The 15,182-nt window shown below is 68.9% G+C and carries 16 protein-coding genes; 5 read left to right on the top strand and 11 right to left on the bottom strand.

All coding sequences use genetic code 11. The annotated features are described in order from the left end of the window. Positions 1-3 precede the first annotated feature (3 nt). The gene (locus ACMGFH_RS10700; protein WP_415383110.1) at positions 4-390 is read right to left on the bottom strand and encodes a hypothetical protein; all 387 of its coding nucleotides are present in this window, start codon (positions 388-390) and stop codon (positions 4-6) included. Positions 391-544: 154 nt separating this feature from the next. Here ACMGFH_RS10700 and ACMGFH_RS10705 point away from each other — a divergent pair, with 154 nt between their 5' ends. Together ACMGFH_RS10705 and ACMGFH_RS10710 are read left to right on the top strand one after the other, a co-directional pair. After that, entirely contained in the window at positions 545-1,714 is a 1,170-nt protein-coding gene (locus ACMGFH_RS10705; RefSeq protein WP_415383111.1) for a geranylgeranyl reductase family protein, read from the top strand. Positions 1,715-1,811: 97 nt separating this feature from the next. Continuing rightward, positions 1,812-2,012: a hypothetical protein gene (locus ACMGFH_RS10710; RefSeq protein WP_415383112.1), complete on the top strand. Its 201-nt coding sequence runs from the start codon at positions 1,812-1,814 to the stop codon at positions 2,010-2,012. 9 nt (positions 2,013-2,021) lie between these two features. Here the strand turns inward: ACMGFH_RS10710 and ACMGFH_RS10715 are convergent, their stop codons facing one another. Beyond that, on the bottom strand, positions 2,022-2,351 hold the full coding sequence (locus tag ACMGFH_RS10715) for a hypothetical protein (RefSeq protein WP_415383114.1): 330 nt from the start codon (positions 2,349-2,351) through the stop codon (positions 2,022-2,024). On the opposite strand from ACMGFH_RS10715, the gene ACMGFH_RS10720 reads away from it, so the two are divergent. Beyond that, complete coding sequence (locus ACMGFH_RS10720) at positions 2,341-3,444, top strand: aminomethyltransferase family protein (protein WP_415383116.1); 1,104 nt, start codon at positions 2,341-2,343, stop codon at positions 3,442-3,444. The two genes, ACMGFH_RS10715 and ACMGFH_RS10720, sit on opposite strands and share 11 nt — an antisense overlap. A 175-nt stretch (positions 3,445-3,619) precedes the next feature. Continuing rightward, positions 3,620-4,489, top strand: coding sequence for a CheF family chemotaxis protein (locus tag ACMGFH_RS10725; protein WP_415383117.1), 870 nt, complete (start codon positions 3,620-3,622; stop codon positions 4,487-4,489). A 103-nt stretch (positions 4,490-4,592) separates the two neighbouring features. Here ACMGFH_RS10725 and ACMGFH_RS10730 read toward each other — a convergent pair whose 3' ends face one another. The 6 genes from ACMGFH_RS10730 to ACMGFH_RS10755 all read right to left on the bottom strand — a co-directional run bounded on the left by ACMGFH_RS10730 (position 4,593) and on the right by ACMGFH_RS10755 (position 12,223). Further along, positions 4,593-6,029 (bottom strand): FAD-dependent oxidoreductase, encoded by a 1,437-nt coding sequence (locus tag ACMGFH_RS10730; protein ID WP_415383118.1) that lies wholly within the window; start codon positions 6,027-6,029, stop codon positions 4,593-4,595. Positions 6,030-6,228: 199 nt separating this feature from the next. Further along, the gene (gene nth / locus ACMGFH_RS10735) at positions 6,229-6,918 is read right to left on the bottom strand and encodes an endonuclease III (protein ID WP_415383119.1); all 690 of its coding nucleotides are present in this window, start codon (positions 6,916-6,918) and stop codon (positions 6,229-6,231) included. A 105-nt stretch (positions 6,919-7,023) separates the two neighbouring features. Further along, positions 7,024-8,370, bottom strand: a complete 1,347-nt coding sequence (gene hmgB / locus ACMGFH_RS10740; protein ID WP_415383121.1) for a hydroxymethylglutaryl-CoA synthase — start codon at positions 8,368-8,370, stop codon at positions 7,024-7,026. A 38-nt stretch (positions 8,371-8,408) separates the two neighbouring features. Next, a complete protein-coding gene (locus tag ACMGFH_RS10745) occupies positions 8,409-11,036 on the bottom strand; it encodes a hypothetical protein (protein ID WP_415383122.1) in 2,628 nt (875 codons plus the stop codon). A gap of 139 nt (positions 11,037-11,175) precedes the next feature. Next, entirely contained in the window at positions 11,176-11,757 is a 582-nt protein-coding gene (locus tag ACMGFH_RS10750) for a DUF2150 family protein (protein WP_415383124.1), read from the bottom strand. Between the two features lie 247 nt (positions 11,758-12,004). Beyond that, the gene (locus tag ACMGFH_RS10755; RefSeq protein WP_415383126.1) at positions 12,005-12,223 is read right to left on the bottom strand and encodes a hypothetical protein; all 219 of its coding nucleotides are present in this window, start codon (positions 12,221-12,223) and stop codon (positions 12,005-12,007) included. A 99-nt stretch (positions 12,224-12,322) separates the two neighbouring features. Between ACMGFH_RS10755 and ACMGFH_RS10760 the strand changes: the two genes are divergently transcribed. Further along, entirely contained in the window at positions 12,323-12,580 is a 258-nt protein-coding gene (locus ACMGFH_RS10760; protein WP_415383127.1) for a hypothetical protein, read from the top strand. A 10-nt stretch (positions 12,581-12,590) separates the two neighbouring features. Here ACMGFH_RS10760 and ACMGFH_RS10765 read toward each other — a convergent pair whose 3' ends face one another. The 3 genes from ACMGFH_RS10765 to ACMGFH_RS10775 form a co-directional block, all read right to left on the bottom strand. After that, on the bottom strand, positions 12,591-13,439 hold the full coding sequence (locus ACMGFH_RS10765; protein WP_415383128.1) for a TatD family hydrolase: 849 nt from the start codon (positions 13,437-13,439) through the stop codon (positions 12,591-12,593). 81 nt (positions 13,440-13,520) lie between these two features. Continuing rightward, the gene (locus ACMGFH_RS10770; RefSeq protein WP_415383130.1) at positions 13,521-14,384 is read right to left on the bottom strand and encodes a CAP domain-containing protein; all 864 of its coding nucleotides are present in this window, start codon (positions 14,382-14,384) and stop codon (positions 13,521-13,523) included. Positions 14,385-14,633: 249 nt separating this feature from the next. Then, positions 14,634-15,137 carry an NYN domain-containing protein gene (locus ACMGFH_RS10775; RefSeq protein ID WP_415383132.1) on the bottom strand — a complete coding sequence of 168 codons (504 nt, stop codon included), beginning with the start codon at positions 15,135-15,137 and terminating at the stop codon, positions 14,634-14,636. Positions 15,138-15,182: the final 45 nt, after the last annotated feature.

Genomic DNA, 15,182 nt, shown 5'->3' on the forward strand with positions numbered 1-15,182 from the left:
CCCTCACAGCGCCGTCGCGACGCCGTAGACGAGCATCGTGGTGACGACCGCCGCCGCCGTCGACACCGCGAGGACCTGGAACGCGCGCACCCGGTCCTGCTTGACCGCTTCTGCCTCGTCGATGGACCCCGCGTCGCCGCCCGACCCGGAGAGGTCGTAGCGCGCCAGCGCCCCGAAGGCGGCGCAAAAGCCCATCCGGTCCTGGACGATGCCGACGAAGCCGCCGAACAGCAACGGGAACGCACCCAGCAAGAGTCCCGCGGGTTGCCCCGTCCCGAGGACGAATCCCACGTACGCCGCGGCCGCGAGGAACGAGAGTGCGCCGGCTCTCCGGCGCTTCCGACGCTCGTCGCGCCCGATGTTACAGACGCCCGGCTGATACTCATTCATGGTCAGATCTGCGGGGTAGTCCCGGATAAAGCCACCAGCAAACAGCGCTGGAACCGCCCTCGACGGGACCGAAAGTTCCGTCGTCGCCGGGACGCGACCGACGGCCGCACCCCGGACTGAAAGATATTTCATCGCGACGCGCGACACCACGTCTATGTACGATTTCGTCGTCGTCGGCTGTGGCCCCGCGGGATCGCGGTTCGCCCGCCGCGCCGCCGAGCGGGGCCGCGACGTGCTCGCCTTCGAGCAGGGCGAGATCGGGAAACCGCTCGCCTGCTCGGGCCACGTCTCCACCGATATCTGGGACTACACACCCGAGGGAGCCCGCGACCGACTCCTCCAGAACGTCGTCTACGGCGCCCGGTTCCACCTCGGCGGCCCGCGCGGCGACCCGCCGGGCGACCCCAGGCGGAACGGCCACGCCGCGTCGGTTGCCGACGGCGACGCACGGACGTCCTCCGCCGACGCCCGAACCACTACCTATCCCTTCTACAAGGACGAACAGGTCTCGAACGTCATCGACCGCGTCGGACTCGACAAAGAACTCGCCGACGCGGCCCGCGAGGCCGGCGCCGACGTCCGCGAGAACCACACCGTCGTCGGCGTCGAGGAGCGCCCCGACCGCGTCCGCGTCGAGGTGAAGGGACCGGACGGCGTCGAGACCCACGAGGCCCGGATGGTCGCCGGCTGCGACGGCCCGAAGTCGCGCGTCCGCCGCGAACTCGACATGCCCGAACCCGACGAACTGCTTCACGGCGTGCTCGGGTTCTCCGACGAGGACGACGACACGGACTTCGTCGACGTCCACCTCACCGTGCCGGACTTCTTCGCGTGGCGCATCCCGCGCGGCGATGCCGGCGTCGAGTACGGCCTGGCGACCCCGCCCAGCGCCGACGTTCGCGAGCGGTTCGACCGCTTCACCGCCGACTACGGTGTCGAGACCGACCACCGGTGTTCGGGGCTGATCCCCGTCGGCCCGCCGGAGTCGGTGACGAGCGAGCGTGCGTTCCTGATCGGCGACGCGGCCGCCCAGACCAAGCCGTTCACCGGCGGGGGCATCCTCTACGGGATGACCGCCGCGAACCACGCCGCCAGCGAGATCGACCCGCGTCGGCCGGGGAGCCTGGCCGACTACGAGGACGCCTGGCGCGACGACCTCGAACGGGAGATCGAACTCGGCCACTGGCTCCGGCGGGCCTACTCGCTCCCGGAACCCGTCCAGCGGGCCGGACTCCGCGCCTTGTCCGGTGAGATCGGCGTCCACATGGACCGCCCGACCTCGCTGTTCTCCGTCGACCAGTTGAAGTCGCTGCTGCGCGGGTAGGCGGCCCGTCGTCGACCGCCGGCGCTCGGCGTCGACACCGCTCCCGCGCGGTCGGAACCGTCGAAATCCTCATTTGACAGCACTCCGAAGCGCCGCCATGGAATTCGACCTACCGAAGACGGCCGCGTTGTTCACCCTCGTTGTCATAGTCGGCGTTGGCGCACTGATCGGCGCGCCGATCCCGATGGAAACGTCGACCATCCTGATGATGGTCGCCCCGTCGATGGTCGCGTTCGGCCTGATCTGTCTCGGACTGGGCGTCCTGTACGGTGAACACCGGGCGACCAGCGCACACTGAGATCCCTCGTTAGTTCGCCGGCCCGCCGAGATAGCGACGGAACGCGAGCATCGCCGTCGCGAACGCGATCCCGAATATCACACCGCTGACGGCCGCCTCGCGCAGCCCTTCGTTCGTGACTGTCGCGAAGAGCACCCGCGCAACGACAGACGTCGCGACGAGCGCGAGGAAGTAGGCGAGCGTGTGCTCTTCGAGCCACTCGCCGGCTACTGCGAGCGGAGAGGTCAAGCGGGAGAGGGAGGGCACGCCAGGTCCGTCGTCCCGCGACCACTTGACGGCGTCGGCGGTCCCGGAAGATGTAACCCGCCACCGGCCCCACACCGGGATAATGACGGTCATCGAGTCGGTCCACGAGGACCACGGCGCGACGTTCGAGGAGCGCGGCGACCGCCGGGTCGCGGCCCACTACGGCCGGCCCGAACGAACCCACGCCGCCGTCCGGAACGTCGTCGGCGTCACCGAGCGCGGCTACGGCGTCCTCGTCGTCGAAGGCGAGGACCGCGTCGACTTCGTCGACAACGCCGTCTCCAACCGCGTCCCGAGCGAGGACGGCCAAGGCTGTTACGCCCTGTTGCTCGACCCCTCTGGCCGCGTCGAGACGGACATGTACGTCTACAACGCCGCCGACGGCGACCGACTGCTGCTCTTTCTCCCTCCGACCGAACACGAGCGTGTCGCCGACGACTGGCGCGAGAAGACGTTCATCCAGGACGTCGAGATCACCGACGCGTCCGACGACTTCGGCGTCTTCGGGGTCTACGGCCCGCAGGCCACCGAGAAGATCGCGAGCGTCCTGAACAAGGCCGCCTCGCCGGATCGACCGCTCTCGTTCGTCCGCGGCACGATGGGCGACGCCGGCGTCACGGTGATCCGCGACGACGGCCTCACCGGCGAGGAGGGATACGAGGTGGTCTGCGCAGCGGACGCGGCCGCGGACGTCTTCGACACGCTCGCGAACCTCGGGCAGGCGGCCGCCCCCTTCGGCTACCGCACCTGGGAGACGCTGACGCTGGAAGCCGGGACGCCGCTGTTCGAGTCGGAGCTGTCGGGGCGGCTCCCCAACGACTGCGGCGTCCGCAACGCGCTGGACTTCGAGAAGGGCTGTTACGTCGGCCAGGAGGTCGTCTCCCGGATCGAGAACCGCGGGCAACCCGGGACGCGACTCGTCGGCCTCACCGTCGAGGGGGTCCCCGACGCGGGCGCGGCCGTCTTCGCCGCCGACGCAGCCGTCGGCGAGGTGACCCGCGCCGCGGAGAGCCCGACCCGCGAGGAACCGGTCGCCCTCGCGGCGCTCGACAGCGATTCGGCCACCGGGGACGCCGACCTGACCGTCCGGGTCGACGGCGACGAGCGGCAGGCCGAGCGCGTCGCGCTCCCGTTCGTCGAGGGGAGCGACGACTCCGAGCGACGCCCGCGATATCCCGACCAGTGAGCGGATCGCGAACCCGCAGAACCGTTGAGTGGGCGCACGACGGCTTCGTGCGGGCCTACGGCGCCGTCAGGTCGAGCGGCGCGAGCGGTTTCACCGACCGAACGGCGTTCTCGCCAGTGATACTGGCACGAAACGCTCAATATTTGTGCTGTGCAAGGTGGTCGTAACCCCGCCCATGTCGGAATCAGTCATCGCGGACTTCGTCGCCTCTTTCAACTCCGAAGCGTCGGCTCGCGCCGAGCCGGTGAAAGGGCGGATCCTGCTGAGCGAGAAGCGGCTCGTGCTCGCCGGCGACGAGGGGAAGGTGACGATCCCCCTCTCCGCTATCTTCGACATCGCGGTCGGTCACGTCCCCGACGGGCTCGGGGAGTTTTTCAACTCGACGGTCACTATCGCGTTCGAGCGGTCGGGCCAGCGGATGGTCGCCGCCGTCGAGGCCGACGACGACAAGATCGAGAAGTTCACCACCGTCCTGTTCAAGGCCATCCTCAACGGCACCGACGTGACGGTCAAACACCCGGCGCGAGTCGGCGGGCGCGTCACCGACGAGTCGTTCGTCCCCGCCAAGCTCTTCCTCAAGCCGGGGAAGGTCCGTTTCCGTCGCGCCGACGACACCGTCGACATCGACCTCTCGACGGTCAGCGACTTCGAACGGACCACCCGCGAGATCAACGGCGCCGAGCAGGCCGTCCTCGCGGTCCGTCACCTCGACGACGGGCAGGCGGCCCTCTCGCTCGGGGCCATGGACTCCCCGCGAAAGATGTCGATCCTCGGTCGGTACCTCCGCCTGGAGTACAGCGACCTCATGGCCGACCTCGAAGACGTCTCCCTCTCGGAGGAACAGGTCGAACTCCTGGTCGCCGTCTACTCGACCGGCCCGGGCGTCTCGCTCGCCGGCGTCCTCGACATGGAGAGCAGCCAGGTGACGATGGTCCTCAACGACCTGAAAGCCGACGAACTCGTCGTCGACGCCGACGACGGCCCGAAGCTCACCCCCAAGGGTCGCGTCGTCGTCAGCAAACACCTCGAAGACGTCAACTCGTAGCCGACCCGGATCGGACGAACCGGCGCCTGTCCGCCGACGTAGCGGCCACCGAGATCCGGTTTCGCTGCCGAGGACTGGGGGGAGGAAGGCCGTTCCGGCGCCGTCAGTCGAGGTCGCCGCTGAGCGCCTTCGCCGCCGTGAGCAGGGGGTCCCAGCCCGGCCCGAACGGCGGCGAGTATCCCAGGTCGAGGTCGGCCACCTCGCCGACGGTCATCCCGGCGTGCAGCGCCGTGGCAACCGCGTTGACGCGGTGGGCGCAGCCCTCCTTTCCGACCAGGCCGGCGCCGAGTAGCCGTCCCGTCTCGCGGTCGGCGACCATCTCGACGGTGATGCGCGACCAGCCCGGGTAGTAGTGGGCCCGCGAGATCGTCGAGACCGTCTCGACGACCGGGTCGAACCCCGCGGACCGAGCCTCTTCCGGATTCAGGACGCCCGAAGACGCCACCTCCAGGTCGAACACCTTCATCGTGACCGTGCCGACGACCGGCCCCTGGCGGGTGGGCGTGCCCGTGACGGTGGTACCGACCGCCCGGCCCCCGCGGTTGGCGGCGAGACCGAGCGGCAGGTGGACCGGCCGGTCGAGGACGAGGTGGTGCTTCTCGGCGCAGTCGCCGGCGGCGTACACGCCGTCGGCGCTCGTCCGACCGTAGTCGTCGACGGCGACGGCGCCCGTCGGGCCCAGGTCGATACCGGCGTCCGCGGCGAGTTCGACGTTCGGCTGGACGCCCTCGTCGACCAGCACGGCGTCGGCCGGCACGCGTCCCCGTGCGCTCTCGATCGCCGTCACCCGGCCGTCCTCGCCGGCGAACCGCTCGACCGGGGCGTCGAGGTGCAGCGTGACGCCCCGCTCGCGGAGGTGCTCCTCGACGACACCCGCTGCGGCGGCCCCGAACGACGGCAGCGTCAGCGGGCCCGACTCGAAGACGTGCTCGCCGTCGTCGACGAGATGCACGTCGAGCCCGCGAGCGTCGAACGCCGCGACGAGTTCGAGACCGATCTTGTTCGCACCGACGACCGCGACCCGCTCGACCGCCCCGTGGAGGTGGTCCTGGAACTCCCCGCCGAGCGGCAGCTCGGCCCCGGGATGGTGGGACTCCCCCGGCTGCAAGTACTCCCGGAGGGCGCGCCCCTCTTCGAGACTGCGGATCGTGAACACGCCGTCGAGGTCCTCGCCCGGGACGTCGAGGTCGGCGCCGCTCCCACCGGTGGCCAACAGGAGATCCGCGTATTCCAGATCGTACCGCCCGTCCGCGGCGTCGACAGTGACGGTTCGATCCGCGGGGTCGACGGCGACCGCTTCGTGGTGGCGCCGCAGGTCGATACCGTACTTCCCGACGAGCTTCTCCGGTTCGGTCACGACTAAGTCATCGACGTCGGGGATCCTGCCCCTGACGTAATAGGGGATGCCGCAGGCACCGTAGGACACCCACTCACCCCGCTCGAGAACGACCACTTCCCGTTCGGGATCTTCACGGCGGGCTTTCGCCGCAGCGCTCATCCCGGCCGCGTCTCCTCCCACGACGACGAAGCGTTCGCTCATGCGCGGTGTACACGAGGTAGCAGGATGTAAGACCCGATTCGGGGAAGAATCTGGCAACCAATCGGATCGCCGTGTCGGGTTCGACACGACGGTTCCCCACCGGACCGGCCCGCGCCGAGCCGTTCGGGTTCGTCCCCTCTCTTCGACTCGGCGCGCGCAGCGTCCTTCGGGCGCGAACACTCCCGGAACAAACGGGCGGTCAGGCTTCCCAGGGCTCGCCGCTCGCCAGGTCCACGTCGTGGTCGAGCTTCGACGACGGACAGATGTCCTCGACGACGCAGGCGTCGCACTCGGGGTTGCGCGCCGTGCAGATCTCCCGCCCGTGGCTGATCAGCAGGTGGGTGTACCACTGCCACTCTTCCTCGGGAACGGTTGGGAGCAGGTCCTGCTCGATAGCGTCCGGCCGTTCCTCCTCGGTGATCCCGAGCCGCCGCGAGAGCCGCTGGACGTGCGTGTCGACGACGATCCCCTCGACGAGGTCGTGACCGTGCTGGAGGATGACGTTGGCCGTCTTCCGGCCGACGCCCTTCAGTTCGGTCAGCTCGTCCATCGTGTCCGGCACCTCGCCGCCGTGGTCTTCGACGATCGTCTGTGCCGAGGATTTGAGGTAGTCGGCCTTGCTGTTGTGGTAGGTGATGGAGTAGATGTCCTCGGCGAGTTCGTCGACGTCCGCCTCCGCGTAGTCCTCCGGGGTCTGGTACTTCTCGAAGAGCTCCGCGGTCACCTCGTTGACGCGCTCGTCGGTACACTGCGCCGAGAGCATGACGGCGACGAGCAGTTCCAGTCGGTTCGAGAAGTTCAGCGAGATGGTGGCGTCGGGGTACTCCTCCCAGAGCCGCTCGATGACTTCCTCGGCCTGCTCCTCGCGCGAGGGGAGTGGGGTGCCCATTGTGGACGGATCGTCGGCCGAATCTCGCTTCAGTGGTTCGGTCTCCGGCGCGGCTGAATAGGAAAGGAGGAAAAACTTCGACCGATCTCGCGTCGTTCGCGGCCGTTACTCGACGTAGGTGTACTTGCGCTCGCCCATCCGACCCCAGCCGTCGAAGACGAATTCCGCTTCGGGCGAGGTGAACTGGTCGGTGTCGCTGGCGCCGGCGTCCTCGTCGTGGTTGTGCACGTCGTGGACGTCCTCGTACTCCTCGAAGGTGAGTTCGTACCGAGCGTCGAGTTGCTCGTCGACGTCGAGGGCTTCGATCTCTTCCTCCCAGCCTGACTGGACCGTTTCAGCGTGGACCTCAGCCTGCGCGCCCGACCCGTATGAGCCGACGAGCAGCCGCTCGCCGGTCAGGTCCGCATCGTCCTCGTAGGCGGCCTTCAGGCCCGAGAGGCGGGCGACGTGGACCGAGCCGGTGTACCAGTTGCCGACCTCGCGGGAGATGGTGAGCGTCGGCTCGACCGTCTCGGCGTACCACGACTGGTAGGTATCGGTATCGGTCAGATCGTCGGTGTAGTCGGCGGCGGCCTCGCGGAACGCCTCCTCGCTGTCGAAGGCCTCCCGGCGGGGCTGGCGGCCGATCTCGTCTGCGAGCGCCTCTTCGATCTCCGTGTCGCGGCTGAAGTGACGGAACGCGAGCGCCGCGGCTTTGCGGACCATCCCCGGGAACGGGGTGTGGAACGGCCCAAGGACGTAATCGTCGGGGTGGATGGTCTCGGTGACCGACTCGAAGTCCTCGATGGCCTCGCGCATGCGGGCGAGGTACACCTGTACCGAACGCTTGCCGTCGACGCTCGGGAACTGCTGCTGGGGCTTGAGGAAGTCCGTCTCGTCGGCGCTGCCGTACCCCTGCTCGGTCGAGAGCTCGACCAGGTCGGGGTCTTCGGTGACCAGCAGTGCGACGGCGCCGGCGCCCTGCGTGGCCTCGCCGGGGTCGTCCCGGGCGTACAGCGCGGTGTCGGTCGCGATGACCAGCGCGGCTCGACCGCGATTGCGGCCAGCGCGGATCCAGTTGTAGGCGTCGTCGAGGCTCTGGGTGCCCGAGATGCAGGCGAACTTGCGCTCGCCCTTGTTGGCGTGGTGGAAGTCGCCGTCGTATACCTGTTCGAGACAGCCGGCGATGTACGTCGAGACGGGCTTGGAGTTGTCGAACGCCGACTCGGTGGCCACGTCGATCCGGCCGATGTCCTCGGGTTCGAGGCCCTTGCGCTCCATCAACTCGTGGGCCGCGTTGGCCCCCATCGTCACGATGTCCTCGTAGACGTCCGGGAACGAACTCGCAGTCAGCCCGAGCCCCTTCGTGTACTTCCCCGGGTCGTCGCCCTGCGCCGGCGCGAACGTCTCCGGCAGGTCGAGTCTGAGCTTCCCCGTCCGTATCTCGACGGCGTCGATACCGACCGATGTCATACCCCTCGATCCGTGTGACTCCTACAAGTGCCTGTCGACTATCCCATCGACGAGCGTCGAACGTACAGTAACCGTGGGAGGCGTCGGCCGAGCGCTTCGACGGTCACGAGCGTCGCGAGTACAGCAGTCACTGCGAGGACGGCGGCGTTACCGGACGCCCCGCCGCTGCCGTCGCCGGGAGACTGGAGCGGCGGCGCGGTCGCCGTCGACGTCTGGTCACAGTTTAGCCCGCTGGACGGACTTACCGTGTCGTAGACGTTCTGGATCGTCCCCGTACAGGTTCGCGTGTTTCCGGCGGTATCGTAGGCGGTCAGTTCGACGGAGATGTAGTTTCCGTTGCCGTTCATTCCCTGTTCGGGGTTGAGCGCGACGACTTCGTAGTAGAACGGAGGGTTCACCGTCGACTGACCGACCACGTTTCCGTTTTTGTCTCGTACGCGCAGTTCGACTCTGTCGATGCCGGTGTCGTCCTGAGCGTTCCCCTGGAAAGCGACGTAATCGGTGTTGCTCGTCCCGCCCTCGGAGTTCGACGCTTGCGCCTGCGTCCAGCTCGCGAACGTCGGTGCCGTCGTATCACCGCTCCCGGTGTCATCGTCCGAACCGCTCCCCGGCGCTCGTCCGCCCGCGGTACCGCCGCCGACCGCCTCCCCGATCACGGATATTTGGGGGTCGTCGATCAGCCACTCGTCGTTGGCGGCGTCGGCTCCCTGCTGGCGGAACCGTAGCGAGAAGTTGCCGTGGGCCGCGTCGCTCCCGAGTCGGACGACCCGCTGTCGCCCCGGGTCGGTCCCGGTTAGCTGGAGCGTGTCCGCCGTCCGCCACACCCCGCCCTCGTCCAGGTACTCCACGTACAGGGCGCCGTTACCGTCGTTCAGGTCACCCTCGTCACTCTCCTTCGCCCAGTACTGGACGATCACCATCTCCGCCCCGGTCGTGTCGTACTCGGTCGTGACGATCCCCCCGTCGTTCCCACCGGGCAATACGACGGCCGACGACCCGCTGTTCGCGTTCTGCGTCGACAGCTCCGGGTCGTCGCCGGCGAACGTGCCGAACACACCGTATCTCCCGAGGTCGGACTCGAAGCTCTCGTAGGAGGGCGTCGAGACGTTGCGAGTCGCGTTCGCGCCGGCGCTCTGCGTCCACAGCGTGGCGTTCCCTTCCGCTCGCTCGAACCGTACCGTCGTCGTCGCCGTCCCGTCCGAGTCGGTCGCGGTGACCCGCTTGAACGCGCGGACGATGCCGGTGTCGTTCGACCCGAAGCCGACCGGCGCGCCGATCTGCGGCCGCTCGGTCTCCGCTCGCATCGTGACGTTACACGCGTCCGACGTGGATGCGCACCCCACGCCGCCGCTCGTCGTCCCCGGTACCGTCGTCGCTGCCGTCCAGCGCAACGCGTAGCCCGCGCCGCCGCCCCCGCCGCCCCCGCCGCCGAGTCCACTTCCGTCGGTGTTCCGAACGGTCAGGTCCATGCTGACGTTCTCCGGTCTCCCGCCGGCGAAGGCTCCTGGCCCCGACCCCGGCGTCACTGCGAAACTCGCGTTCACCCTCCCCGCTACCGGCGCCCCGTCGACGTTCGCGGGAGCACGGTAGATCAGGCTCGCGCGCCCGTTGTCGCCCGTCTCCGCACGGGCCGTGACGGTACCGGTGCCATCGGTCGCCGCACGAACCGTCACCCCGCTCACCGGGTTGTTGTATCGGTCGCGCACCTCGACGACGAACTGCTCCGTTCCGCCCTCCGGAACGTACGTCCCGTTACCGCGGATCTCCGTGACGTACGCCGCCTTGGTCCCCGTCACCCGCGTCCCGACGCCCGCTTTCGCCATCCGGAGGTCGTACGTCCCCGGGACGAGGTCGACGACGAGCATCCGATACGTCGGTGCCGCCGGGAGCGGGTTCGTCCGCACGTCGGTCACGTTCCCGCCCGCGGCGACGAATTCGTCGGCCAGCAGTTCCTCCCAGCGCGATTCGCTCAGCCGCGTCGGCACGCGGACCGTCACGTTCGAGTCCGGGCCCGCGTTGCGGACGGCGACCGTCCTCGACGACGCGCTCACCGGGCGCACGTCGACCGATCTCGTCCCCGACGACGACTCGCTGATCGACCCGTTCAGCGCCACCAGCGATACCGTCGTCCCGTCCACCAGCGCCTGCCCGCTCCGCGTGACGGTCGACCCAGCGACGGAGAAGTCGTCGTACAGCACCGAGTTCTCGTATATCGTCGACGGCGGCTGCCCGTACTCGTTGTAGTTCGGTCGATAGACGATCCCCCCGGTGTCGTAGTCACGTCGCGTCCCGTCCCAGAAGTCGTCAGTCTCGTCGTCGAGTGCCGTCGCGTTCGCCAGCCCGAACGACACGTCGCCGTCGGCGGTCCCGACCGTCCGCAACTGCCCAGAGGCCGGCGGCGGATTCACCGCCAGGAGGCGCGGGGGGTACGTCGTCCCCAACGTCACCGACACCGACTGTTGTGCCGAGTCGCCGACCGTCGACACCACCGCGTTCCGGAGGTCCAGCAGCTCCCCCTGGATCTGCTGGCTGTGGTCGAACTCGGCCCGTTCGTTCTGCTGTGGGACGACCGCCGCCTGGTAGATCGACAGCAGGATGACGACCGCGGCGAACACCAGCACTGCGCCGATCTGGATAGACTGGCCCCTGTCGTCCCACGATTCCATGTGCCCGGAGTTCCGACCGGGCGTGCAAAAACCTGTGTCCCCGATTTTCCACCCTGATAACGACTCGACCGCCCCCCTCTACCGCCGGGGCGGCGGCCGCGTCAGTGAGCGAACCGGGGCGGCTGCGCCGACCGCCGCCTCACTCGTCTTCTTCTTCGACGACTTCGGGGTCTTTCATCGCCGTCTGGAGGCTGTCGAGCCCGTTGACCCACTGGACCACCAGGCCCGGCTCCAGTTCCTCGGCCATCGCCGGGTCGAACTCCGCCCCGTCGATGACGAGCGTCCCCGCCTGCACGCAGTACGACAGCGCCGCGTCGAGGTCCTCCTCGGACTCGGCGTCGGCCGCCGCGCTGACGTAGTCGCCGATGCCAGCGTCCTCGGCGGTCCCGCCCACGATGTACTCCTCGGCCGCGTAGAAGACACACACGAGGGAGGTCTGGACGCTGTCGACGAGCATGAGCGCCTGTTCGTCGTCGAACTCGGGCTCGGCGAGGACGACCTCGCGCATGTCCTCGATCTCGGCGAGCGCGCCCTCCTCGTCGAGCACGTCGTCCTCGAAGTCGGAGACGACCTTGACCACCGCGATGGCGGTGTCGTCCTGCATGTTCCAGAGCAGTTGGGCCGTGTCGTCGTCCTCCGGGTCGAGTTCTTCCTCGTCGATCCTGTCCAGCCAGTTCTGCCAGCGTTCGGGCGTGTAGTACTCCCCCGGCTGATTGCTCATATAACTCCGTTCGTCGCTCCGGTGATATGGCTTTCGACCCCGATCCCATGTTTTTGGCTCGGGGGGTCGCGCCACGCACGACCCCCCGAGCCAAAAACATGGGTCAAAAAGCCGCTCGCGCGAGCGGTGAACCGGCGCCGCAGGCGCCGGATGCGAGCGTGGTGGGCCTGCCCTTCCCCGAGTCGCGCGGCCCGCGCAAGAGCGCGGGCACGCGCTCCCGGCCACCGCACTCTGCGACCGTCCACGCTCAGTACGCTTCTTCCGTCTCGATGTCAGCGTAGAGCCTGAGCAATCCGCATTCGGGACACATCACCGTCTCGACCTCCTTGCGTTCGCTCATCCCGAGCTTGCCGAGCAGTCCCTCACGCTTCTCGTCGGTTCTGACGTGTGGAGGATTCCACGCGTCATTCATCCCGAACTCGACCTCTTCCATCGTCACGCCGCAGTCTGGACAGCGGTACTCCACGGGGTCCGTACCCACGCGCGTGACCTAAATACCGGTCTCTCGCCACCGGCGCCACGTTCCCGCTACGCTTATCGTATCAGTCCACGAACAGAGATCGAGATGACCCTCGCCGCGGCGGCCAGCGCTACTCTCGTCGGCGCCGTGCTCCTGGCGGTCGGCCTGTTCGGCGTGCTCCGACCGTACACGGTCGCGCTGTGGCGCGAGCGCATCGACGCCGTCGGGAGCACCCGATCGTGGGACGACGTCGAACCGACCGAGTGGCGGGTGACCATCGCCCGGTACACCTTCGCGATACTCCTCGGGGGCGGCGTCCTCTTCCTGTGGATGGCTGCCCAGCAGTGGCTGAACCTGACGTGAGACGGACCGCTTACTCCAGCGTCCCCGCGGTGTCGATGTCGTACACCGCGGCGGGCGTCTCGACGTGCGCACGCCGAACCGCCTCGTCGTGCCCCTCTTCGAGCAGCCATCGAACCCGCCGCGGGACCGTCTTGACCCCCAGGACCGCGCCGGGCCGGTCCGGGTCGTCGATGTAGTCGGTCTCCATCATGAACGGCTCGTCCTCCTCGATGGCGAGTTCGAGGTCCTCCTTGTTCGAGATGACGCTCTTGGTGATCCCCTGGAGTCGTCCGCCGGAGTAGTGCTTCACGACGCGGTCGGCCGGGAGCCCGCGGTCTTCCGCCCACTCGGCGACCTCCGTGAAGTCCTCGCCGCCCTCGGCGTGCAACTGGATGGCACAGCCCGCCTCCGCGGCGAGGTCGAACCCGCGCCGCATCACGTCGTTCGAGGCCTCCCAGACCGCGTCGGACACGTCGTAGTGGGGCCGCCCGGACTTGAGGCCCAGCGCCGGGCCGTCGGCGACGTACTCCGCCGCCGCGTCGAGGCCGGTCTGCATCAGGTCACGGGCCTCCGCAGGGTCGTGCCCGTCGTCGACGAGCTGGGATATCAGTGCGGGGTGAACGCCCAGCACCGGCCAGGCGCGGCCCGGCAATACCTCGCTGGCGCGCTCGACGACGTCGACGGTGAGGTCGAACACTTTCCGGAAGTCCTCGGCGTCGCTCGGCAGGTCGTCGAGCAGGTGCCACGACGGCTTGTTGACGACGAGCAGGTGCGTGCCGCCGTTGTCGGCGAACTCCGCGGCGGCCTCGACCCCGCGCCCGTGGACCGGGTCGAGGTGCATGTGGTCGTCGAGGACCGGCGTGTCGAGGGCTCCGTCCATGTCTCGCCGTGGGACCCGCCGGCGCAAAAACCGATCGCTCCGGGGCCCGCCCCGACACCGTCGCGGTCCGCAATCGGCCGGTCAGTCGCTCCCGTAGACGCCGCAGAGGTCGCCGGTCACGTACACCTCGTTGTCCTCGGTCGTCTCGATGCCGATGCCGATCCGGGTCGCGTTGGCGTACGAGAGGCGGTCGCGGTACGGTCCCGTCTCGGTCCACGACTCGAAGATCGCGCTCGCGATCGCCGACTCGTCGCCGTTGTACCGGGTGCCGTCGGCCGTCTCGTAGGTCCGGCCGGCGTAGGTCTTGCCGAGGACTTCCAGGCGGTTGCGCGTCGGCGTGACGATGTACTGCGCGCCGGACTTCTTGAACTGGCAGGTCTCGAACAGCGCCGCGTCGCGGTACCGCTGTGCGCTGGATCGGTTGTCGATCCGGTGGATGGTCTCGCCGCGGTCGGCCATGTCGACGCTGTGGCCCGTCGCCATCCGGTCGAGGCGCTCGACGAGACGCCCGTCGGGATTCCCGAACGGGCGGAGTCCGCGTTCCTCGCGCCAGTCGTTTAACATCCGCCGGAGGTCCCGCTCGATCGCCTCGGTGTCGAAGCGCCGGATCAGCATCGGCGTCCGCGTCGCCGTCGCGGTCGGATCGGGCGTGAGCGTCGGCGTCGCCGTGGACGTCGGCGTCGGAACCGCGGTGGGTGCGACCGTGGTCGCAGGCGTCGGTGATCGGATCGGCGTCGCGGTCCCTGTCGCGGCTTCCCCGGGGCTGGGAGTCGCGCTCGGTGCCGATGTCTGGGCGGCCGTCGGCGTCGCGATCGGACTGTCGACCCCGTTGTCGGAGTCACCGAACTGGCCCAGTCCGCCGCCGACGACGAACCCCAGGACCGCCCCGACGAGGAAGAGACCGAACACGGACGCGGCGAGGACGCGTCCGTCGATGCGGAGCATGTCCGAGGATTCCCACAGCCCCGGTTAAAGACTCGCCCCCAATTATCACGGCTTGAACGAGTACGGCGATGCGAGGGGCTCGAACGTCACACCACGCCCGCGACGACGAACCCGACGAGCAGACCGAAGGCGAGCGCGGCGACCAGTACGCCGACGAGGACGCGGTCGTCGATCCGGTACATACCGGACGATCCGGCTCCGCCGGGTTAACTGTTGTACCCTACCAGCGATCGGCCGTTGAGACCGCGCTCAACCGAGCGTGATGTCCTCGTGGGCGGTGTTCCGGAGCGCGTCGGAGCGGCCGTGCTCGCCGGGCGCGATGGCGATGGTCGCCAGCCCGCGCTCGGCGGCGGCCTCCAGCACCGGCTTGAAGTCGGTGTCCCGCGAGGCGACCGCGAGCACGTCGATGGCCTCCTCGACCGCCGCCGCCGTCGCGTCGACCCCCAGCTTGACGTCGACGTCGCCGCTCGTCGTCACGACCTCGAACCCGCGGGCTTCGGCCGCCTGGATGAGCCCCGCCGGCGCGTTCTCGTCGAGGTACAGGAGCGCGAACGAACACTGGCCATACCGTTCGGCGGCCGCCCGCACGTCGTCGAGGTCGACGTCGAACTCGTCGCGGAGCACGTTCGGCCCGTCGACGTACAGCCCCACCCGCGGCTGGTCGTGGCCGCGGGAGTCCGGGCCGGCGCCGTCGCTGTCGGCGTCCCCAGACTCCCGCCCGTCGCCGCCGAACAGCCGCCCCAGCAAACTCATGCCCCGCCGTTGGCCTCCGCCGAGTATAGGCGTGACGTTTCGCGC

The organism is Halosimplex rarum, assembly GCF_047715405.1.
Taxonomy (GTDB): Archaea; Halobacteriota; Halobacteria; order Halobacteriales; family Haloarculaceae; genus Halosimplex; species Halosimplex rarum.